This window comes from Pseudomonadota bacterium (assembly GCA_027624955.1).
Taxonomy (GTDB): Bacteria; Pseudomonadota; Alphaproteobacteria; order UBA828; family UBA828; genus PTKB01.
In genome coordinates, this window is the sequence record JAQBTG010000002.1 from 31,159 (window position 1) to 52,257 (window position 21,099).

Genomic DNA, 21,099 nt, shown 5'->3' on the forward strand with positions numbered 1-21,099 from the left:
TCTGTAGGCTTCACTTCTTGCCATGATGAAAAACGCCAACACACGCGTATTTGATGGCCGGTGCAAGTACATGGCGCCTGTGTTTATGCAAAGCTTCGATGCCATTATTGGCTATCAGAATCTCGCATTCATTTTCCAGCAACCGGATGTTGAGACCGCCTTTAAGTTAATCGTCTTGAACAACTAGAACTTTCTTCATAGCCTTACTTTCCACCCGAGGGAACGCATCCGATTGTCCCCCAGGTCATTAACTCCATCCGCGATCCAGAATCTAGTCTTCCGCCTCTCCTGGCCTGCTAACTAGGTAGAGCCAAATGAATCCAGCCACGCCCGCCAGCAGGGAAGCGGCAATAATGCCCGTCTTGGCCACCAGCAACAAATCATTGCGCTCGCCAAAACCGAGCTGAGCGACAAATATGGACATGGTGAATCCGATCCCGGCCAGCAACGACACACCAGCGATCTGGGTGAACCGCGTATTTTTCGGTAGTTCGGCCACACCCAGCTTCAGCACCAGCCAACTTGCCCCAGTGATGCCAATGAACTTGCCCACCACTAGACCGAGCGACACACCGTGCATCACCGGATTGGTCAAAATTTCACCCAGCGAACCAGAAGATAGCGGAATGCCGGCGTTGGCCAAGGCGAAGATTGGAATTACGAAGTAGGCCACCGGCATATGCCAGGTATGCTCCAATCGCTGCAACGGGGCTTCAACGCTGTGCACACTGTTTTTCAAGGCCTGTACGACGGCACGCAACTCGATATTGGTCATGATGCTTTTCCCAGGTTTGTGGCTGGCATCAAAACGCCTTATGAGTTCTTTGACGTGCTCACTGAAACGTGTCGGGTCGTACTTTGGTATCGCTGGGACCGATAGCGCTCCCAATATGCCAGCCAGAGTGGCGTGCACACCTGATTGCTGCATGGCGTACCACATCAACACCGCGACAATAAAATAGGGCATGGTATTGCGGATGCCGACCAGATTGAAAGCCAGCAGCAAAGCGAAGAGACCGCCGCAGAGCGCTAGGGGACCAAACGCAATGGTGTCGGTATAGAATAACGCAATCACCATCACGGCACCCAGATCGTCTACAATCGCCAGAGCGACCAGAAAGGTGATCAAGGCCTTGGGCACCCGGCTTGCCAGCAAAGCCAGGGCACCAACTGCGAAAGCGATGTCGGTGGCCATGGGTATCCCCCATCCAGCCGCCGCGTCGCCTTGTGGGTTGAAGGCAAAATATATCAAGGCAGGCACAACCATGCCGCCAATTGCCGCCGCAATCGGCAGGATGGCATTTCGTAGTTTCGCCAGTTCTCCTACCAGCAACTCACGTTTAAGTTCCAATCCGACGACAAAGAAAAATAGCGCCATTAGGCCATCATTGATCCAATGGTGCAGGGTCATTTCCAGCGCCCAACTGCCGATGTCGAGGCTGATTAGGGTATGTACGACATGCTCATAGACGGAAGCCAACGGTCCGTTGGCCAGTACCAACGCGACGATTGCCATACACATCAGCAGTAAGCCGCTCGTGGTCTGGCGGTGAATAAACTCTTCAAACGGCGTGAGGATTTTGCCGAAACTTTTTTCCCAGGGAGCGTAATAAACGCCTCTTTTCATTTTGGGAATACGGTTTGCTCCTGTGTTTTTATTTTTCATCACCAAACAGCGACTGACGAGCTGCCTCCACTATGGCGGAGACGACTGGGTGCTTGACTTGGCGCTCGACGGAGATGGCGTAGAAATGCGCTTTCACCTCATTGACCCGGCCAATCACAGTCACCTGATACTGCCTCTCCACCTCTGCCTCGATAACAGCGGGCGCTATGAAGATCCCGACACCTTCTTGCCCAAAAGCCTTCATCAGCGCGCTGTCATCAAACTCGGCAATTCTTTGCGGGTAGATGCGATGTTTGTTCAGCCACTGATCAATACTGGAACGCAGTTGATTGCCGGTACTCGGAAACAGTAGCGGTGCGCCTTCCAGACACTGGGGAAAATCACCAATTAGCTTCTTTTTCAGTTTCGCTGTGGCAAAGAAGCTGACCGCGCTCTCGCCAAGTTTATGACTAAAACTTCGCGTGCTGACCGTGGGAGGAACAGGACTGTCGGCCAGTACCAAGTCAAGGCGGTGCACGGACAATTCTGCCAGCAAAGTATCGAGACCCGTCTCGCGGCAAATCATGCGTACTGGGTCCGGCATCCGCAGCGCAGGCTGAAGAATTCGATGGGCGATGGACTTGGATAGCACGTCGACAACACCAACCCGAAACAATTGGGGGCGGTCGTCAGGCAGCCGATGAATCGTATTTTCCAACTCACCGCCCAGCGAGAAGATCTCATCAGCATAGCTCAATACAAGTTGCCCGGTCTCAGTGAGCTCCAAATTGCGGCCGACCCGGGAGAACAGTTTCACTCCCAGATGCTCCTCCAGCAAACTCAGTTGCCCGCTGATCGTTTGCGGTGTCAGGTTTAGCCGTTCACTGGCCCTAGAGACGCCGCCCTCCCTAGCTACCGACCAGAAATAATGTAGATGCTTGTAGTTGATCATCGGAATACCATAGTTCGATAAATACGAATAATACGTCATATATATTCGTATTTTATTGAATTTCAAGGATGGCCACCATAGTTGTTGTTGAAACTACAACGACAATGCAGCGGAGGGGTTGATACGGGCTGACGTCACCCCGGACATCTTTTGTCTGATCCCATTCAATGCGCAGTCATGCCTAAAGTTGGCGGCGTACTTATTTCCAATATTGGCGATCACATTCAACGATTGCCTGCGAGGAAATCTCGTTTCGGCGCAGGCCGAGAACATTGTCGATAAGGTAAGATGATAGGGAAAATGCATCCGCATGACGGGAATTTTGGAAAAACGGGGCATGGTAAAGCCACGAATTATTTATAACTTGAGAGACGAATAAACTGTTACGTGGTCGGACCAACGTGGTGGCAACGGCAACGGCCCCTGGGGAATTTCCCAGTTGGGTCACGCCGTGGTGAGGGCGGTCGCGGCTCCGGCGGCGGTGGCCGACGACCAAATGGCGGTGGCGGACCGCAACCGCCTGACTTAGAAGAGGTGTTGCGACGCGGTCAAGACAAGGCGCGGCGCTGGATGCCCTCTATTCGGGGGCCGCGCGGCGTCATTATCTTAATTCTTGTCGCCATTCTATCGGACGATTGCGAGGTAAATCGATTCCAATACCAGAGTCAATTTAGCGATTATTTGGAAAAGAACTGCTGAGCGGGAGCGTGCGGCTCGGTGCGCCGTCGCGGCCGAGGAGATGCCCAGGGGGGCTAGATTCGATGGATATTCCAGAGACCCATCTTGACGAACTGCTCTTTGCCCTAGTGATCATCCTGGGGGCCAGCGCGGGCGCCATGGCTATCGCGAAGCGCTTCCGCTTAAGCCCTGTGATTGGATTGTTCGCGACGGGGTTCGTTGTCGGGCCGTCGGTCCTGGGCATTACCCAAAACGTGAGCCAGCTTCGCGAGATTGCCGAGTTCGGCGTGGTGTTGCTTCTGTTCGTGGTCGGACTTGAGATGGCTCCGCGCAAATTGTGGGCGATGCGCACCCGGGTTTTCGGGTTGGGCTCGCTTCAAGTGGCGGTAAGCGGCGCGCTCCTGTTCGGCTTTCTCGTCGCCACCGCGCTGCCGTGGAACGTGGCGCTAGTCGTTGGCCTGGCGCTCGCACTGTCGTCTACAGCATTCGTCGCGCAGATTCTTTCCGAGCGGGCCGAGCTGAACACCGAGACGGGGCGGACTAGCATTTCGATCCTCATCTTACAGGATATGGCGGTCGTTCCCTTGCTGGCGATGGTTCCGCTCATTTCGGAGGGCGCGCCGCAGATCGCGGGCGAGCCAATCTGGCTGCGCGCGTTGATGATCATCGGCGTCATAGCCATCGTGCTGCTGATCGGGCGCTTCGTCTTGCCGGTCTTGCTCACTTGGACGGCGAAGCGGCGCTTCATGGACGTGTTCGCCGTGCTCTCAATGCTTGCGATGTTAGCCAGCGCCTGGGCGATGGAGTTCACGGGGTTGTCCATGGCGCTCGGCGCCTTTCTCATCGGGGTGACGCTGTCGGTGTCGGATTATCGCCATCAGGTCGAGGCGGCGGTGTTGCCCTACAAGGGACTACTGCTTGGGCTGTTTTTTCTCTCGGTCGGCATGTCGATCGACATCGCGGTGATAAAGCAGGAGTGGGTGCGGGTGATCTTCAGCGTACTCGCTGTCATCGGAATCAAGATCGCGGTCCTAATCGTGCTATGCGCTGCATTTCGGGTCTCGCGTCGGGCGACGATCCGCACAGCGTTCCTGCTCTCGCAAAGCGGCGAGTTTGGTTTCGTGCTACTGGGTTCTGCGCTGGCGAGCGGCCTCGTGGGCGAGGACCAGTTCGCCTTCGCCCTTGTCGTGATTTCTGTGTCGATGGCGGCGACGCCGGTTTTCGTCAAGCTCGGCAACGCGCTTGCCGACTTACTAGAAAGAGCGGGGCGCACATCTGCCCACTCCACGGCGGCCGACTGGGGCGAGGAAAAATACGTCGTGGTGACGGGAATTGGCAGGGTGGGGCGGATCGTTTGCGATATGCTCAAGGCTTCTGACATCCCCTACATCGCCTTCGATGTCGACATTGAGAAGGTGGTGCGGGAACGGAAGTTGGGCCACCATGTCCGCTTCGGTGACGTCAGCGACCCGCACGTACTGACCTCGGGAGAACTCGCTCGGGCTGCGGCGGCGGTAGTGACGCTGAACGACAAGCGAGCCTGCGAAAAGGTGGTTAGTGCGCTGCGCAATTTCTATCCAGAAATGCCTGTACATGTGCGCGTCTATAATTTCGAGGACCGAGACGCGATGCTGGAGCGCGGGGTCGTTTCGGCGATTCCCGAAACCGTGGAAGCGAGCCTCGAGCTCGGCGCGGACCTTCTGCAGCACCTCGGCATATCCGACTCTGAGGTCCAGGACTTGCTCGGTATATTACGCGCAGATGGCTACGCACGGATCCGTAGCGGCGAGGAGAGGGGGGGCTGACGGTATGCGGTGGAACGTCACTCAAATTTGCGGCGGCGGTCGCACCCCAGGGCGCATCCCAGGGCAGCTTGACTGTTTGACCGGTATCGTTAGATCGGCTCCTGGTACATCGGAACGACAATTTCCGAGACCATGCGCGGTAGCTCTATGCACCTGCGGGGGTTGTCAGACAAACTGATCTGGCGGATCTCGGCAGCAAACATCGGATCGTGCCGGCTCCACCAGAACCGCACCGTCTGGTGGCAAATGTCTATCCCACGCTCGAACGGCGGATCCTCAACCTGCCGCTACGACAGCGGATAGCTGATGTACATCGTGACCGCGAGGCGGATCACCTTGGGTGAGCTGTCGAAATAGCGGAACGGATTTGCCGTCCGCCCGGGCTATGCGTCGCCCACGCCGCCATCAAGCCGGTTTGGTCCGACAGAGCCCATAGAAGGCCACCTGATCTCGGAGGCCGCTGCATTGAAAACGTTGCTGTGGCTTCTGCCGCTGCCGGCACTTATATTGTGGTCGCTGTCAGCCATTTTGTGGCCTATTTGGGCAACGGCAATTTCGGAGTGTTACGACGTGGGCGAACGAACGGTGATGTTGCTGTGATTCTCGGCGTAGACGTTGGCGGCACCTTCACCGACCTGCTGCTTGCCGATCCCAAGACCGGGCGCTTCGAGATTGCCAAGGTGCCCTCTACGCCAGCCGATCAGTCGGACGGGTTCATGGCCGGCATCCAGGCGCTCGGCGCCGATCCGAGCACACTCGATTCAATCATTCACGGCACGACCGTGGGCACCAATGCGGTGCTTGAACGGAAGGGCGTGCGCTGCGGGCTGATCACCACGCGCGGCTTTCGCGACACGCTGGAGCTTGGCCGGCGCACGCGGCCCAACCCTTGGGGCATGACCGGCCATTTCGAGCCGCTCGTGCCGCGCGACCGCCGGATTGAGGTGAGCGAGCGCATCGACGCCTCGGGCCGCGTGGTGACAGTGCTCGCAGAAGACGAGGTGCGCGAAGCCGTGGAGACGCTGCGCGAAGCCGGCGCGGAAGCGCTCATCATCCATTTCATTCACTCCTACCTCAATCAGGACCACGAGCGCCGCGCCGGTGAAATCGCGCGCGAAACCTGGACCAACGGGCATATCACGCTGGGCTCTGAGGTCTTGCGCGAAGTACGCGAGTTCGAGCGCGGCAGCACGGCGGCGCTCAACGGCTATATCCAGCCCATCATGACGCGCTATCTCGGCCATCTCCAACAGCGTCTGCGCGATGCCGCGTTTGGCCATGAATTGCTCGTGATGCAGGGCAATGGCGGCATGATGAGCGCTGCGACCGCTGGTGAAAAAGCGGTTCATACCGTGATGTCGGGTCCGGCCGCGGGTGCAATTGCCGCGGCGCATCTCGGCAGCGCCGCGGGCTTTCCGAACGTGATCAGCTGCGACATGGGTGGCACCAGCTTCGACATCGCCATCGTAAAAAACGGCGTGCCAACGACCACGACCGAGAAGGACATCAGCTACGGCATGCCGCTCCGCGTGCCGATGGTCGATATCCAGACCATCGGGGCAGGCGGCGGCAGCATTGCCCGCGTTGATACCGGCGGCATCCTTCGCGTCGGGCCGGAAAGCGCGGGCGCGACACCCGGCCCGATCTGCTACGGGCGGGGCGGCACCGAGCCCACCGTGACCGATGCCAACCTCCTGCTCGGGCGGATCGACCCGGATACGATCGCGGGCCTCAATACCGGCCTTGGCGCAGACGCGGTGCGGCGTGCCATTGCCGAGAAGATCGGCAAACCGCTGGGGCTCGACGCCACCGAGGCGGCAGCGGCGATCATCCGCGTGGTCGATCATCAGATGGCGGGTGCGGCCAGGCTGGTCTCGGTCGACAAGGGAAACGACCCACGAGAGTTCGCGCTGTTCGCATTCGGTGGCGCGGGTCCGATGCACGCGACGGCGATCGCGCGCGAGCTCGGCGTGCCGCATGTGGTGGTGCCGCGCTATCCCGGCATCACCTCGGCGCTCGGCTGTGTGCTCGCCGATGTCCGCCATGATTTCGTGCAGACCCTGCACACACCGCTCGAAGACGTGGATGTTGACGAGGCGGACCGCATTCTTGCCGACCAAGCTCACGAAGGGCGCGAGGTATTGGCGCGCGAGGGCGTGGCGGTCACGGCGGTCGAGGTCAGCCACGAGGCCGATCTCTTCTATCGCGGCCAAAGCCATATGTTCCGCGTCGCGGTTGAGAGCCCGGGCTTCTCACTGGATGCAACGCGCGAGCGCTTCGCCGATCTCTACCGCGAGCGCTTCGATATTCTTTTGCCTGAGATGCAGCCGATCCTGGTGAGCCTCCGGACCACGATTCGCGGCGTCCGCACCTCGCCCGAGCTCACCTTCACGCCGAGCGCTGCTAAGAACGATCTGGCGGCCGCGCGAATCTCAACCCGCCCGGTCTTTTTCGATGGCGCTTGGCACGAGACGCCGATCTATGAACGCGAGCGCCTGCCGGCGGAAGCTGAGATCACCGGCCCCGCCGTTATCCAGCAGCTCGATACCACCATCCTCATTGAGCCGGGTTCGACCACGCGCATCGACCGCGCGGGCAACCTGATCGTCGAGGTGCCGCAAGCCGCCGCACAGAAGATCGCTGGGGCGCTAGATGCCGTGACCCTCGCGGTTATTCAAAGCGGTCTCGAACAAGTTGCGAGCGAGATGGACCTGGTTCACCAGCGCACCTCGTTCTCGCCGGTGATCTCCGAGGCCTACGACCGATCGAACGGGATTTACGACGCCGTAACCGGCGACATCATTGCCCAGGGCGAACTTGGGCTGCCGATCTTCCTTGGCGTCATGCAATCGACGACACAAGCCGTGATCGCCGAGCGCAAGGATTTGGAGCCCGGTGACATCATCCTGATCAACGATCCGTATAAGGGCGGCACGCATCTGATGGACGTCAAGATGGTGCGCCCTTTCTACTATAAAGGCAGGCACTGGGCGTATCTCTCCAACACGGGGCATTGGCCCGACACTGGCGGCATGGTGCCGGGCGGCTTCTCCTCCGAGGCCACTGAGATCCAGCAGGAAGGCCTGCGTCTGCCCCCGGTAAAACTTTATCGGCGCGGCGTGATCGACCAGGACATCTTGCAAATCGTGCTGGCAAACATCCGCGTGCCAGACGAACGTGTCGGCGACATCCGCGCCCAGGTGGGCGCTCTTTCGGTCGGCGAAAAACGGCTTACGGCACTGCTCGACAAATACGGCGAAGCTACAGTCAGCGCAGCCATCGAGGCGCTCAAGGACCGCTCCGAACAGCGCATGCGCGCGCATATCGAGACCATCCCCGACGGCGCATATGTTTTTTCCAGTTATATGGACAGCGACGGTGTCGATGACGCGCCGCTTGAAGTGCGCGTCAACACGACCGTCAAAGGCAGCGACATCCACGTCGATTTCTCGGGCTCCAGCCCGCCTTGCCGCGGGCCTGTCAACTCGGTTTGGGCGACCACGCTGGCCTCGGTCTATTGCGCGGTTAAGCACATCTTCCCCGACGTGCCGATCAACGCCGGCTGCTTCCGGCCGATCGCCGTCACCCCACCGCATGACACGTTTCTCTATGCGACCTATCCGCGCCCGGTTTCGGGCTGCGCCGCCGAGACCGCACAGCGCATCATGGAAGCCGTGTTCGGCGCCTTGGGCCAGGCAATCCCGGAACGCATGTTCGCCGCACCCGCCGGTACCAGCGGCAATTTCAGCTTGGGCGGCGAAGACCCCGACGAAGGGCGCCGCTACGTCATGTACATCTTCTCGGGCGGCGGCTACGGCGGCTGGTGGGAGACCGACGGCCTGACCAACGGCTGCTCCTCTGTCGGCATCTCCAAAACCCAGCCGGCCGAGATATTGGAGCAGCATTACCCGATCCTGTTCGAGGAATATGCGCTCCGCGAAGGCTCGGGCGGCGCCGGGCGGCATCGCGGCGGCTTCGGCGTCAACTACCGGGTCCGCCTGTTGCGGGGCGAGGCGAAAGCCTCGTTTATGATGGATCATGGGCGCATCGGTCCGCCCGGCTTGGGTGGCGGCCTGGCGGGTGCGGTGAACGAAATAGAGATCACGCGCGGCGGTAATACCGAGCGGCCACCGCATCTCTCCAAGGGTGAGGGCTATGCGCTTCGTCCCGGCGACGTGGTGCAGGTACGCACACCGGGCGGCGGCGGTTACGGCGATCCGCACGCCAGGCAACGTTCGAGGGTGGTTGAGGATCTTCGCCGGAATTACCTTAGCGCCGAGGATGCGGTGCGCGACTACGCCTTCGATCTCACTGCAGACGAAGCCGCCGAGTAAGCCGCCGAGTAAGCCCGCGACAAAGCCGCTGAATGAGCGCCTGATAAGGATATCGAAACATGACAAATTATCCCGACACCGGCTCACGCTCCGCCGCGCTCTTTAAGCGTGCGCAAGCAGTGCTGCCCGGCGGCAACTCGCGGCAAAGCGTCTATCGTGCGCCGTACCCGATCTACATCCAATCGGCCAAAGGCGCGGTGTTGACCGATGTCGACGGCATCGAGCGCACGGATTTTCTCAACAACTTCACCTCACTCATTCACGGCCATGCACATCCGGACGTGATTGCGGCGGCGGCGGCGCAGCTTCCGCTCGGCACCTGTTATGCCGGCCCGACCGAGGCGGAGATCATGCTGGCGGAGCTGATTTGCGAGCGCTTGCCTTCAGCCGAGCGCGTGCGCTTCGCGAATTCCGGCACCGAGGCGGTGATGATGACTATCAAGGCGGCGCGTGCGCATACGGGCCGGTCGAAGATCGCGAAATGTGAAGGCGCCTATCACGGTACCTATGATTATGCCGAAGTGAGCGAAGGCGTCGGGCCGGACGTATGGTCAGCGAGCGACCCAACTGCCATCGCCACCTCGCGCGGCACGCCAGCCGGCGTGCTCAGCGATGTCGTCGTGATGCCGTTCAATGATCCGGTCGCGGCCGAACGTATCCTGACACCGGAAGCTGGCAACCTCGCGGCCATTATCATCGACCCGTTGCCCAACCGTTGCGGCTTGACACCCGCCAACCAAGTATTCCTAAAATTTCTTCGTGATTTCGCTGACCGCCACGGCATCGTCCTCATCTACGATGAAGTCATCAGCTTCCGCATTGGCTTCAATGGTGCGCAGGGCGTGTTTGGCGTGTTGCCTGACCTCACGGCGCTCGGCAAGATTGTCGGCGGCGGCTTTCCCGTCGGCGCTATCGCCGGGCGGGAAGAAGTCATGTCGGTGTTTGATCCACGGGCGAGTGCGGTCGCGCTGCCCCATGCCGGTACGTTCAACGCCAATCCAGTTACGATGGTGGCAGGGCTGACGACGATGCGCCTCCTAGACGAGAAGCGCCTGGCCGAATTGAACGCCTTGGGTGAGAAGGCGCGTGTTGCCTTCCGCGCCGCGATGGCCGATGCGGGAGTCGCCGGGCAAGTCACCGGCGCTGGCTCGCTGTTTCGGCTTTATCTCAACGACCGCCCGATCAGCGATTACCGCTCGGCCTATGTCGATGCCGACGAAAAGGCGCGCATGGCGCGGCTCAACCGCTATTTCCTCAATCACGGTTTCATGATGGCGCCCTACGGCATGGGCAATTTGTCTACCGCGCTCGTCGAGGCCGATATCACCCGTTTCGCCGATGTTTTGCGGGACGGATTGCGCGATCAATTGCGCAATGCCGAAGACGAAGCTGCCTAACCTAATCCCGGTTTAAGGAGTATTTTCTTATGGCGCGAAAAGTCATCATCACCTGCGCGGTCACCGGCTCTGCCGATACCGTCGGCAAGAACCCAGCCGTACCGGTCACACCGCAGCAGATCGCCGATTCGGCGATAGAGGCGGCGAAGGCGGGGGCTGCGATCGTGCATGTCCATGTGCGCGACCCCGAAACCGGCCAGGCCAGTATGGCGCCTGAGCTTTACGAGGCAACGGCGGGCCGCATCCGGGAGAGCAACACCGACGTGGTGCTGAATCTGACCACCGGTTATGGCGGTCGCATCAGCCTCGGGCTCGATAATCCACTCGAATTCGGGCCCGGCACGACCATGACTTCGCCGGCGCGGCGGATCGAGCATGTCTTGGCGCTCAAGCCGGAAATTTGCAGCCTGGATGTCGCGACCATGAATTCCGGCGGCATCCGCGACGAGAGCGTGATGATCAACTCGCCGCCGCATCTGCGCTACATGGCCCAGGCGATGCGCGAGAACGGCGTGGTACCGGAGCTCGAAGTGTTCGATGTCGGACATGTGCGCCTCGCCCGGCATATGCTCGAAGCTGACCAGATTGCGCGCCCCGGCTTCTTCCAGCTTTGCCTCGGAATCCAATGGGGCGCGCCTGCGACGCCTGCCGCGCTTAACTATCTGTTGACCCTGTTGCCCGAGGGCGCGCATTGGGCGGCGTTTGGCATTTCGCGCGATCAATTGCCGCTGGCTGGCCTTTCCATTCTGAGCGGCGGCCATGTGCGCACGGGGCTTGAGGACAATCTCTATCTGCGCCAGGGCGAACTTGCGCCGTCTAACGCGGCGTTGGTCGAGCAGGCTGTCACGTTGATCGAGATGTTCGGCTGCGAAGCCGCAACGCCGGCCGAGGCGCGGGATATTCTCAACCTCCGCAAGCCCTGATCCAGCCGATGGCTGGCAACCCCCAGATTGAGAGTGAGGGCTATACCCTAGAGCCGATGATGCTCGCCGTGCTATCGCGGCGCTTCGAGGCGATCTGCCGCGAGATGACCAACGGCATTTTGAAGGCCAGCCGTTCTGCCGTGATCAAAAACGCGCGCGATTTCTCGGTCGGCATCCTGACCCACGATCATCGATTGATCAGCGTTGAGGACGGCCTGCCGATCCACATCACCGCCCTCGACCTCACCACGCGCGCGATCGATCGCCTGTTCGACGATATTGGAGAGGGTGACGCTTTTCTTAACAACTGCCCCTATTACGGCGCGACGCATCACGCCGATCTCGATGTCATCGTGCCGGTGTATTTCGAGGGGCGTATCATGTTCTGGGCGCTCGTGCGTTGCCATCATGCCGACATGGGCGCGCCGCTGCCGACGACCTATTTGCCGCATGCTGCGACGATTTATGAGGAAGGTCTGCATTTCCCCGGCGTGCGCGTGGAGGAGGGCTACAAATCCAAGGCCGATATCCTGCGTATCGGATTGACTAAGATTCGCGCGAGCAAGATCTGGCTGGGCGATTATCGGGCGCAGCTTGGCGCCTGCCGCATCGGCGAGCAGCGCTTGAAGGAGCTGGTCGAGCGCCACGGTAGTACGATGATCGAGGACTTTATCGAAGACTGGATAACCTATGGCGAGCGCCGCACCAAAGCCGCCATCGCCAGTTTGCCGGCGGGCACCTGGTCATACGCGACAAAGCATGATCCGGTGCCGGGTGTGGCGGAAGACGGCATTCCGGTGCGCGTCACGGTTACGGTCGACCCTGAAGCCGGCGAGGTCACGGTCGATGCCCGCGACAATATCGATTGTGTGCCGGGCGGGCTCAACCTGTCCGAGGCAACGGCCACCGCGTCCTGCCGCATCGGCGTGTTCGTCAATCTCGACCCTTCGATCCCGCACAACGAAGGCAGCGCCCGCTGTATCAACGTGCTATTGCGCGACGGCTGCGTCGTCGGCCGCCCGGCCTATCCCGTCGGCACCTCGGTCGCGACGACCAACGTCAACGACCGCTTGATCAACGCGGTGGCGTGCTGCTTCGCTCAGATGGGCAGCCCGCACGGCATTGCCGAAGGCGGCGGCATGATGGCGAGCGGGCTGGCGGTGATTTCCGGCGACGATCCGTTGCGCGGCGGGCGCGCCTATGTGAACCAGCTTTTCGTTGGCTATTCGGGCGGGCCCGGCATCCACGGCCATGACGGCTGGCTCACCTATAACGACGCCGACACCTGCGGCATGCTGATGCTTGATTCGGTCGAGGTCGACGAAGGCATGTATCCGATTTTGATCGAGGAGCGCGGGGTGGCGCCCGACACCATGGGGCATGGCCGCTGGGACGGGGCGCCGGCGATGACCGGTATCTACGGGCCGCTCGCCGCTGAAATGACAGCGATCTATTGCAGCGACGGCGATGTGGCGGCGGCACGCGGCGTGCTCGGCGGTCATGACGGCGCGCCTTCGTGCAACTGGAAGCGCGACGGTGCGGGCGGCTGGACAGAGATGCCGAGCTTCCATACCGAAATCTGCCAGCCGGGCGAGGCGCTGCGTTTCCTGGCAGGTGGCGGTGGCGGTTACGGCAACCCAAAGGAGCGCGCGCCCGAACGCGTGGTCGAGACGGTCAATCGCGGCTGGCTCTCAGCCGAGCGCGCCGAGGCGACCTACGCGGTCAAGCTCCGAATATCTGAGGACGGCCTCGATTACGTACTCGATGACACCGCGACGGCTCAACTGCGCACCAGCAACGGCGACTGAGCGCGTGCGCTTCAATGTTTGCATCGATATCGGCGGCACGTTCACGGATTGCGTGGTGGCGGACGATGCCGGCACGGTTGAAATATTCAAGTCACCCACCACGCCGGGCCAATTCGAGCTAGGCTTCATGGATGCGCTCGCGCTTGCGGCGGCTCATCATGGGCTGGAGCTGCCGGCATTTCTCGCGACCTGCGAGCGGATTGTGCATGGCACCACCGTTTCGACCAATGCCTTGGTCGAAGGCAAGACGGTGCCCACTGGCTTTCTGTGTAACAAGGGCCATCCAGATATTTTGACTTTTCGCGAGGCGCCTCGGAAACGCTGTTTCGATTTTCGCCTCGACTATCCCAAGCCCTATGTGCCGCGCCAGATGACAGCCGAAATTGGCGGGCGCATTGATGCCCAGGGGCGCGAGCATGTGCCGCTGGTGGAAAACGACGTGCGCGCGGCCGTCGATATGCTGCAACGGCGGAGCGTGCAGGCGATTGCCGTTTGCTTTTTGTGGTCGACCGTGAACCCGGCGCATGAGCTTCGGGCGCGCGCCATCGTTCACGAGATGTGGCCCGAGGTATCGGTCACGTTGAGCCACGAGCTCAACCCGATTCCGCGTGAGTACCGGCGCGCCATCTCGACGGCGATTGACGCGTCGCTCCACCCGATCGTCAGCGCCTATACGAAAGCGCTCGCCGGTGCGCTCGAGGCCAACGGCTTCGATACCGATCATTTCCTTGTCGCAACCTGCACCGGCGGCATGATGCCGCCCGACGCGATCGTGGCGAAGCCGATTTTCAGCGTCATGTCGGGGCCGACGTTGGCACCGGTCGCGGCGCAACATCTGACGAACGCGCCGGATGTCGTGGTTGTCGACATGGGCGGTACGACGTTCGATGTCGCAGCGATCCGCGATCGCCGGCTGATCGTCAATGACGAGGCCATGATCGGCGATGACATGCTGGGCATTCCCAAGGTGGACGTGCGCTCGGTGGGCGCCGGCGGCGGCAGCATCGCCTGGGTCGATGTTGGCGGTATGATCCAGGTCGGGCCGCAAAGCGCCAGCGCCCAGCCAGGTCCGGCATGTTATGGCCTGGGCGGCACAGAGCCGACGGTGACGGATGCCAATGTCGTCCTCGGGCTGATTGATCCCGATGATTTTCTCGGCGGGCGCATGCACCTCGATGCCGCAGCCGCAGAGAAGGCGGTGGGCACGCTCGGCCAAATGCTCGGCCTCGGCCTGATCGAAACAGCTCTGACGATCCACACCACCAGCAATCACAACATGATCGCGGCGATCGAAGACATCACCGTGATGGAAGGCATCAACCCGCGCGAGAGCTTCCTCGTCGCCGGGGGTGGCGCAATCGGTTGCCATATCGGTGGCATCGCGCGCGAGCTCGGAATTAGGCGTTTCATGTTGCCACGGTTTGCTGCTGGCCTCAGTGCGTTCGGTGGCCTGATCTCGACCATCAAGTGGGAGCAAGCGACGACAGTTTTCTCAATCGCAGAGGATTTTGCGCTTGCCGCCGTCAATGAGGCGCTCGTCAGTATGCGCCGCAAAGGTGCCGCATTTCTTGAGCGCGCCGGACTCGAACCCGAAACACATCATTTTGAATGCGTTTTCTTTGGTCGATACGAGTTCCAGTCCTGGGAGATTGAAGTGCCGTTCGATGCTGCCGGTGGTCAACTTGTCGAAGCAGATATCGCCAAGCTGACGGCAGACTTCCATCGTCTGCATGAGCGCATCTATGGCGTGAAGGATGAAGAGGACAGCGTCGAATTCGTGAGCTGGAAAGTGCGGGCGTTTGGCGAGGTTGCCAGGCTAAAAGGCGATAGCGACCGGGTTGAACAAACCTATATGCCTGCATCAGAAGGCCAGCGCACGATCTTCCTCAGCGACCCCGAAACGCCGCTGGCTGCCCAGTTCTACCGTACAAAAAACATATCATCGGGTGCGGTTATCGACGGGCCGGCGGTGATTGCCGATGACACAACAACGATTGTCATCCATCCGGGATCAGTCGCGACCGCCGACGAAAACGGCAATCTTGTTGTCGTACAGGCATAAATCCAGCCCTGCGACCTTCGCGGTGACAGGCGAATTTGATATCCGCTGTCAGACTTGAGCCGACCGAAGAATCAAGTCTCGTTGGTTGCTTGGCCGCACACGCAACAGGAGCAAATAATGCGTATCTATGTAATCGGCGCGGGGGCCATGGGCTCCTTGTATGGCGGGTTGTTGGCGCGAAGCGGGTGTGAGGTAATTTTTGTCGATCGCTGGCGGGAGCACATGGATGCGGTCGCGGCGGACGGGCTCCGGCTGAGCGGTATCACCGGCGATTTCACCGTGCCGGTGCGGGCGATTTACGCTTCTGAAGAAGCGGGCATGCTGGCCGACGGCGGTGACGGCGATATCGCCATTATCTTGACGGATGCCAATTCCACCGCGTTTGCCGCCAGCCTGGCGAAGCGGCTGCTCAAGCCGGGCGGTTACGCGCTGACGCTGCAAAACGGGATTGGCAATATCGAGGCGCTGGAGGCCGAACTCGGCCGCCCACGTGTGATTGGCGGGCTGAGCTATCATAGCGCCGCCATGGTCGAACCCGGCCACGCCATCCATACTCATAAGGGACCGACCTGGATTGGCGAGCTCGACGGCACGCCAAGCGCACGGGTAAGCGCGCTGGCGACGATGCTCAGCGACGCCGGCTTTAAGCCGCAGATTGTCGCGGATATCCTCGGCCAGATCTGGACGAAATTTATCCATAATTGCGCGATTAATCCGGTCTCGGCGCTGACCGGCCTCCGGGTTGGCGAGATATCGCGGGTGGCGGAGGCCGATGCGCTGCAAAGCGCGATTATTGAAGAGGCGCTCGCGGTGGTCGCGGCCAAGGGCATTGCTCTCGTCGACAGCGACCCGATGGCGAGCATCAAGAAATTCTGCCTCGCCAAGTTCAACAAGCCCTCCATGTTGCAGCATATGGAGCAGGGCCGGCGCACCGAGATCGACGCGCTCAACGGCGCGCTGGTGCGTGAGGGCCGCGCCCTCGGCATTGCCACGCCGTATAACGAGGCCGTGACCTGGATGGTGGCGGCGATGCAGCACCAGAACATGCAGGTGATGCACGGCGCGCCGATCGACTATGAGGCGCTCGAGGCCGAGATTAAGGGTGGCGCGGCGGCAGACCGCTCAGAAGACGAGGAAACCTAGGCATCGCCGCTGTGCTAGTCTGGTCACGCTGGGATCAAGGAGCAAGCAGTTGGTAATCGTTATTTTCGAGTACGTCATCAAGGAAGGGCAGGCCGAGCGCTATTTAGAGACGGCGGCAAAGCTCATGCCGCTGGTTGAAACATTCGACGGTTTCCTTGGCGTGGAGCGCTACCAGAGCCGCACCGAAGCCAATAAACATCTCTCGCTTGTCTTCTGGCGCGACGAAGCCGCGATCGAGCCCTGGCGCAATCATCCGAATCATCGGGCTGCTCAAGATCTTGGGAAATCCGAGATATTCGAGGATTTCCGTATCACCGTGGTTGATACCTTACGGTCCTATACGATGGGCGACCGAGGCGGCGCCCATACCGAAGATGCGATGCAAGCATTGGCCTGACCTGCACTTGCCGCGCTCCCTAAATATCACCAGGTTTCGGCTGCGCTAGCTGGCCTTTTGGCCGCCCGAAATCTCTGCAGGCGCCTGGTCGCGCAATAACGCTGCATCCAGCTCATTCGGGTCGATATTCAATATTTGCGTATGGCCCGGCTTTAGGCGGAGGTGAATCTGCGTCGATATCCGGTGGTAGGCGGCAAACGAAATGCTGTCCAGAAGCTCTTCTTCCGTTTCTACACGATAGGTGCCTGCCGGCAGCAGCTCATCGAATCCACTCAGGGCGAATGCCCGTTGGAAGGTCACTGTCTTGGTGCTGGTGCGTGTTGTCATGGGTGGCCTCGTGGTGGCCTCGTGTGGCCTCGTGGCTGACGGCTTTATCGTCCCGTGGAGGCTGACGGCGGCGACGAGACGAGGTGCAGAGAATTGATCAGACCATCGGGAATGTTTCGCGCGCACGTCTCAATCGGGCTCGCTGTATTATTCAGCGGCATCCCGCTTTTCTTGTTCGGCCAATTTCTTGGCCCGTTTGGCTTGCTTTTCGTAGTAAATTGCATCGTCGCGGTCCGTCGCATCGGCGCGATCCTGGGCGGCGCGGGCCTTCTTGTCATAGTACCCGGCGCCCTCTCGTTCTTGCTCTTGCAGAAGTGCGGGCGCCGATTCAACGATGTCCGCCTTGTCGTCGTCGTTGGCGGATAGCGGGCTGGCCTGAATCAACAAAGCAGCTAAAGCCGTGGCGATAGCTGCCCCGCCGCGATATCGCCAGGGAGATTTGAAAAATATGTGCATGAATATATCCCAACCTGCATCTGGCTGGCAGGCGTCGTCGCGTGTGATAGACCGAGCGTTGTCTGCTTCGAATGTTACGGCTTCGTAGAGGAGACGGCTACGCTCGATATTTTGTTCGGCACTGCAGCGGGCTGCTCGGCTGCCGGCGCGTCCTCGGGCCTAAATTTGGACGGCGCATCTTTTGCAGAGGAAATATCCTTGAATGACATGTAATGTTCCTTTTACTTATGGTGGCAATGAAATTGCACCAATAAGTACATGGTTGTTTCATATGTATATTGCAACAAATTCTGATAATATTTTTGAATTATTTGATCAACGCAAAAAATGCGAAGAATTTATTTCATTATTTAATATAACATTATTTATTCGGAAAATCTTTTATTTATGGGGTGACCCGGGAATTCGCGCGAGCCGACGCGCCGCCGCAAGCCTGCAAGTAGGCGAGGAATCGTCGTGCGGCCTGTTAAGTGTGCGGTCCGTTAAGAAGCCCGCACGGTGGATCCAGTCAGGTCGCGCCTTTGGTCTGGGCCGGCGAAGTCTATTGAGGGTCAAAACCGGCCCGGCGGAACGCGATGGCGCCGGGCGAGCCGGAAGTTACAGGCCTAAATCCGAAAGCCCGAGGTGCGCGTCGGGGCGGCGCCCCAACGGCCAGGTGAACTTGCGGTCCGCCGCGGCGATGGGATGTTCGTTGATGCTGGCGATGCGGCGCCGCATGAGACCGTCCGCATCGAATTCCCAGTTTTCGTTGCCATAGGCGCGAAACCAATTGGCTGTATCGTCATGATACTCATAGGCAAAACGGACGGCGATGCGATTGTCGGCAAAGGCCCATAATTCCTTTATCAGACGATAGTCGAGCTCTTTTGCCCATTTGCGCGTGAGGAAAGCTTCGACCTCGGCACGTCCGGTAAGGAATTCAGCGCGGTTTCGCCACTGACTTTCCGCTGTGTAGGCGAGCGCAACCTTGGCCGGGTCGCGGCTGTTCCACCCATCCTCCGCCATGCGCACCTTTTGCTTGGCGGTCTCTTCCGTGAATGGCGGCAATGGGGGTCGCGGCATGTCCGGCTCCTATGGATTGCGGCATCCTTGTCACCCAGCCGGTCCAAAAGACTCGGTGTGAATGCGTTCGGAAGGAATGCCCTGCTTCTCAAGTGTGTTCTGAATATTAGCCATAAACGCCGTCGGACCACAGAGCAGATAGTGCGCCTCGGGTAGTGCCGAAAGGGAGGCAATCAAATCACCGTCGATCCGTCCTTCGGAATCGTAGTCGATACCGAGTTTGTCCTCGGCGAGCGGTTTGCTGTAGGCAATGTGCAGATTGATTCCCGGACGGCGAGCCGCGAGATCGCGTATCTCGCTCGCCAAAGCGTGGTGGGCGCTGTCGTGGCTGCCGTGGATAAACCAAACCGGACGCGCTCCGTCTTCGCCCGCCAGAGCATGAAGCATCGACGCCATTGGCGTAATACCCACGCCTGCGCTGACCAGCAACACGGGGCATTGGTCACATGGAAGGATGAGATCGCCGATAGGGTTGCGGGCGTCGACAAAAGCGCCAACTTCAATCTTGTCATGCAGATGACGCGAGGCGATGCCCAGCGGGTGGCGCTTTACGGTTGTTCTGTAGCGTTCGGCGCTTGGTCGACCGGAGAGCGAATAGGTGCGGCCAACCGTGCCGTCAATGCCTGGTACGTTAAGTTCAATCGGCAGATATTGACCCGCTGCAAAAAGAGGCAGGGGACCGCCATCGCGCGCCTCAAATACAAATGACGTAATGTCCGCGCTCTCCCGGGCCTTCTCGATGAGCCGCAGGGTGCGGACGGAATCGGCGGATGCTTGCCACCGTAAAGCTACAGCGGAGGGGAGTTCGACAACCTGTTCGATATCTAGGGAGACCAAGCGTCGCGCTCCGGGAATTGCAGCGACAGCGTCCGAATCCCAATCGATCGTTGTCCGGCCAGTCAGTTGCAGCAGGCTCCCCGTCGTGAAGTCCACAAACAACAATCCTGCTCTGGCATCGAGCACGAGGTTGCCGATGGTGTTGAAGTGATTGTTGCCGGCGAAATCCGGGAACCGTATTTGCGTTTGGTTCATCACCTGTACGAAGCCGGGTTCGCCGCCGCGGTGCGAGGCATCCATGCCGTATGCCGGACTTTCTTCTTCGCCTGCGTGGCCGCTGGCGATAAAAAATGTATCGGCCGACGAGATCCAGGCGATCTGTGATGGTGTGAGACGAGTGCCGCGCGATGGCACGCCGGCTGAATTATCGCTGGTCCGCCGCCATTGCCGCTCGCGAATATATTGCGGGCAATTTCCGAAAGCTTGGTCCACGGAAAACAGCAAATCTCCGGTAGCGTTCGTAGAGACCCGGCCATTGACGCGATTGCGCCGGCGGCTGTCGAGCTCAATTCCCAGTAGCCCAAGGTGGTGCCCTGATGACAGCGTACCCTCCAAGGCGTCGCCATCAGCGAGCGTTGCGTCTATGACCAGTGACTTGGAATCCGGTGACGTGATGAAGTTCTCTGGCCCTGTGAGCAAAGTTGCCCAAGGGCGTCCCCGGTCGTCGCGTGCTGCGGCGACCAAAAAGGGCAGGGCTGTGTGGAAGTCGAGGTGATCCTTCGCCAAGAACGGGCGCACGACTTTCCGCGCCCAATCTTCGATATCTTGAACACCCATCCTTCTCTGAACATCATGCTCACCGGAATGGAAAGGCGAACCGCTTTCCGTCCAATCATCGGTCATCATATTTTCTCTGCTACTTCATTCAGGCGCTGATAGAGATCATCGAGTACCGCCGCGGTCGCAACCTTCAATGCAAGATGATGAAGCCCTATGACATTCTTGCGGTCGAACGGAGCGGCGGTTTGCGGATTTTCTGCCTGCCACAGGGTGATCATCGTTGTGCCGTCACTCAAAAATACGGCGGTATAATCCGCTACCTCGCCGACTTGCATGAATCCCAACAAATCGCCGAAAAATGATTGAGCCTCGGATAAATTAGGTACCGTCAGCCCAACGTGATGCGTCCCTTGGGTCAATGCGGTGGTTGTCATAATTTTTATCCCCCGGATGTAGCGCTGGCCGGCGACACCGGATGTGTTCGCCTCCTTTCCGCTACTGGGATAAATATATTATGTCTGAAGGAGAAGATAATTGGCAGACTTGGCAATTGATTGTTGCGATTATTGAAATAATCAATTGGTCGGTTTCA

General features: G+C 59.7%; 16 protein-coding genes and 2 pseudogenes. 10 read left to right on the forward strand and 8 right to left on the reverse strand.

Annotation, left to right across the window (positions count from 1 at the left end; translation table 11 throughout):
* Positions 1-271: 271 nt before the first annotated feature.
* Both nhaA and nhaR read right to left on the reverse strand, forming a co-directional pair.
* Positions 272-1,666 (reverse strand): Na+/H+ antiporter NhaA, encoded by a 1,395-nt coding sequence (nhaA, locus tag O3A94_00990; GenBank protein MDA1354825.1) that lies wholly within the window; start codon positions 1,664-1,666, stop codon positions 272-274.
* Positions 1,656-2,558, reverse strand: a complete 903-nt coding sequence (nhaR, locus tag O3A94_00995) for a transcriptional activator NhaR (protein ID MDA1354826.1) — start codon at positions 2,556-2,558, stop codon at positions 1,656-1,658. The genes nhaA and nhaR overlap by 11 nt, the downstream gene beginning before the upstream one ends.
* A gap of 761 nt (positions 2,559-3,319) precedes the next feature.
* Here nhaR and O3A94_01000 point away from each other — a divergent pair.
* Positions 3,320-5,041 carry a cation:proton antiporter gene (locus O3A94_01000; GenBank protein MDA1354827.1) on the forward strand — a complete coding sequence of 574 codons (1,722 nt, stop codon included), beginning with the start codon at positions 3,320-3,322 and terminating at the stop codon, positions 5,039-5,041.
* Between the two features lie 179 nt (positions 5,042-5,220).
* Here the strand turns inward: O3A94_01000 and O3A94_01005 are convergent.
* Positions 5,221-5,355, reverse strand: a pseudogene (locus tag O3A94_01005) (IS6 family transposase).
* Between the two features lie 285 nt (positions 5,356-5,640).
* Between O3A94_01005 and O3A94_01010 the strand changes: the two are divergent.
* From O3A94_01010 to O3A94_01045, 8 genes and pseudogenes are all read left to right on the forward strand, one after another.
* Positions 5,641-7,656 (forward strand): annotated as a pseudogene (locus tag O3A94_01010) (hydantoinase/oxoprolinase family protein).
* Positions 7,657-7,698: 42 nt separating this feature from the next.
* Positions 7,699-9,375 (forward strand): hydantoinase B/oxoprolinase family protein, encoded by a 1,677-nt coding sequence (locus tag O3A94_01015; GenBank protein MDA1354828.1) that lies wholly within the window; start codon positions 7,699-7,701, stop codon positions 9,373-9,375.
* A gap of 59 nt (positions 9,376-9,434) precedes the next feature.
* Positions 9,435-10,772 (forward strand): aspartate aminotransferase family protein, encoded by a 1,338-nt coding sequence (locus tag O3A94_01020; GenBank protein ID MDA1354829.1) that lies wholly within the window; start codon positions 9,435-9,437, stop codon positions 10,770-10,772.
* Positions 10,773-10,801: 29 nt separating this feature from the next.
* Positions 10,802-11,695 carry a 3-keto-5-aminohexanoate cleavage protein gene (locus O3A94_01025; GenBank protein MDA1354830.1) on the forward strand — a complete coding sequence of 298 codons (894 nt, stop codon included), beginning with the start codon at positions 10,802-10,804 and terminating at the stop codon, positions 11,693-11,695.
* 8 nt (positions 11,696-11,703) lie between these two features.
* A complete protein-coding gene (locus O3A94_01030; protein MDA1354831.1) occupies positions 11,704-13,503 on the forward strand; it encodes a hydantoinase B/oxoprolinase family protein in 1,800 nt (599 codons plus the stop codon).
* A gap of 4 nt (positions 13,504-13,507) precedes the next feature.
* Entirely contained in the window at positions 13,508-15,565 is a 2,058-nt protein-coding gene (locus tag O3A94_01035) for a hydantoinase/oxoprolinase family protein (protein MDA1354832.1), read from the forward strand.
* A 117-nt stretch (positions 15,566-15,682) separates the two neighbouring features.
* On the forward strand, positions 15,683-16,708 hold the full coding sequence (locus tag O3A94_01040) for a 2-dehydropantoate 2-reductase (GenBank protein ID MDA1354833.1): 1,026 nt from the start codon (positions 15,683-15,685) through the stop codon (positions 16,706-16,708).
* Positions 16,709-16,757: 49 nt separating this feature from the next.
* Positions 16,758-17,105: an antibiotic biosynthesis monooxygenase gene (locus O3A94_01045; protein ID MDA1354834.1), complete on the forward strand. Its 348-nt coding sequence runs from the start codon at positions 16,758-16,760 to the stop codon at positions 17,103-17,105.
* Between the two features lie 45 nt (positions 17,106-17,150).
* Here the strand turns inward: O3A94_01045 and O3A94_01050 are convergent, their stop codons facing one another.
* Positions 17,151-17,432, reverse strand: coding sequence for a hypothetical protein (locus tag O3A94_01050; protein MDA1354835.1), 282 nt, complete (start codon positions 17,430-17,432; stop codon positions 17,151-17,153).
* Between the two features lie 147 nt (positions 17,433-17,579).
* On the reverse strand, positions 17,580-17,888 hold the full coding sequence (locus O3A94_01055; GenBank protein ID MDA1354836.1) for a hypothetical protein: 309 nt from the start codon (positions 17,886-17,888) through the stop codon (positions 17,580-17,582).
* Here O3A94_01055 and O3A94_01060 point away from each other — a divergent pair.
* Positions 17,883-18,101: a hypothetical protein gene (locus O3A94_01060; protein ID MDA1354837.1), complete on the forward strand. Its 219-nt coding sequence runs from the start codon at positions 17,883-17,885 to the stop codon at positions 18,099-18,101. The two genes, O3A94_01055 and O3A94_01060, sit on opposite strands and share 6 nt — an antisense overlap.
* 384 nt (positions 18,102-18,485) lie before the next feature.
* Here the strand turns inward: O3A94_01060 and O3A94_01065 are convergent, their stop codons facing one another.
* Genes O3A94_01065 through O3A94_01075 form a run of 3 tightly spaced genes read right to left on the reverse strand, consistent with a single transcriptional unit; the run spans position 18,486 to position 20,941 of the window.
* Positions 18,486-18,950 (reverse strand): nuclear transport factor 2 family protein, encoded by a 465-nt coding sequence (locus O3A94_01065; protein MDA1354838.1) that lies wholly within the window; start codon positions 18,948-18,950, stop codon positions 18,486-18,488.
* 30 nt (positions 18,951-18,980) lie between these two features.
* Positions 18,981-20,633 carry a pyridoxamine 5'-phosphate oxidase family protein gene (locus tag O3A94_01070; protein ID MDA1354839.1) on the reverse strand — a complete coding sequence of 551 codons (1,653 nt, stop codon included), beginning with the start codon at positions 20,631-20,633 and terminating at the stop codon, positions 18,981-18,983.
* Positions 20,630-20,941, reverse strand: coding sequence for a VOC family protein (locus O3A94_01075; GenBank protein MDA1354840.1), 312 nt, complete (start codon positions 20,939-20,941; stop codon positions 20,630-20,632). Before O3A94_01075 ends, O3A94_01070 begins: the two co-directional genes overlap by 4 nt.
* Between the last annotated feature and the right edge of the window lie 158 nt (positions 20,942-21,099).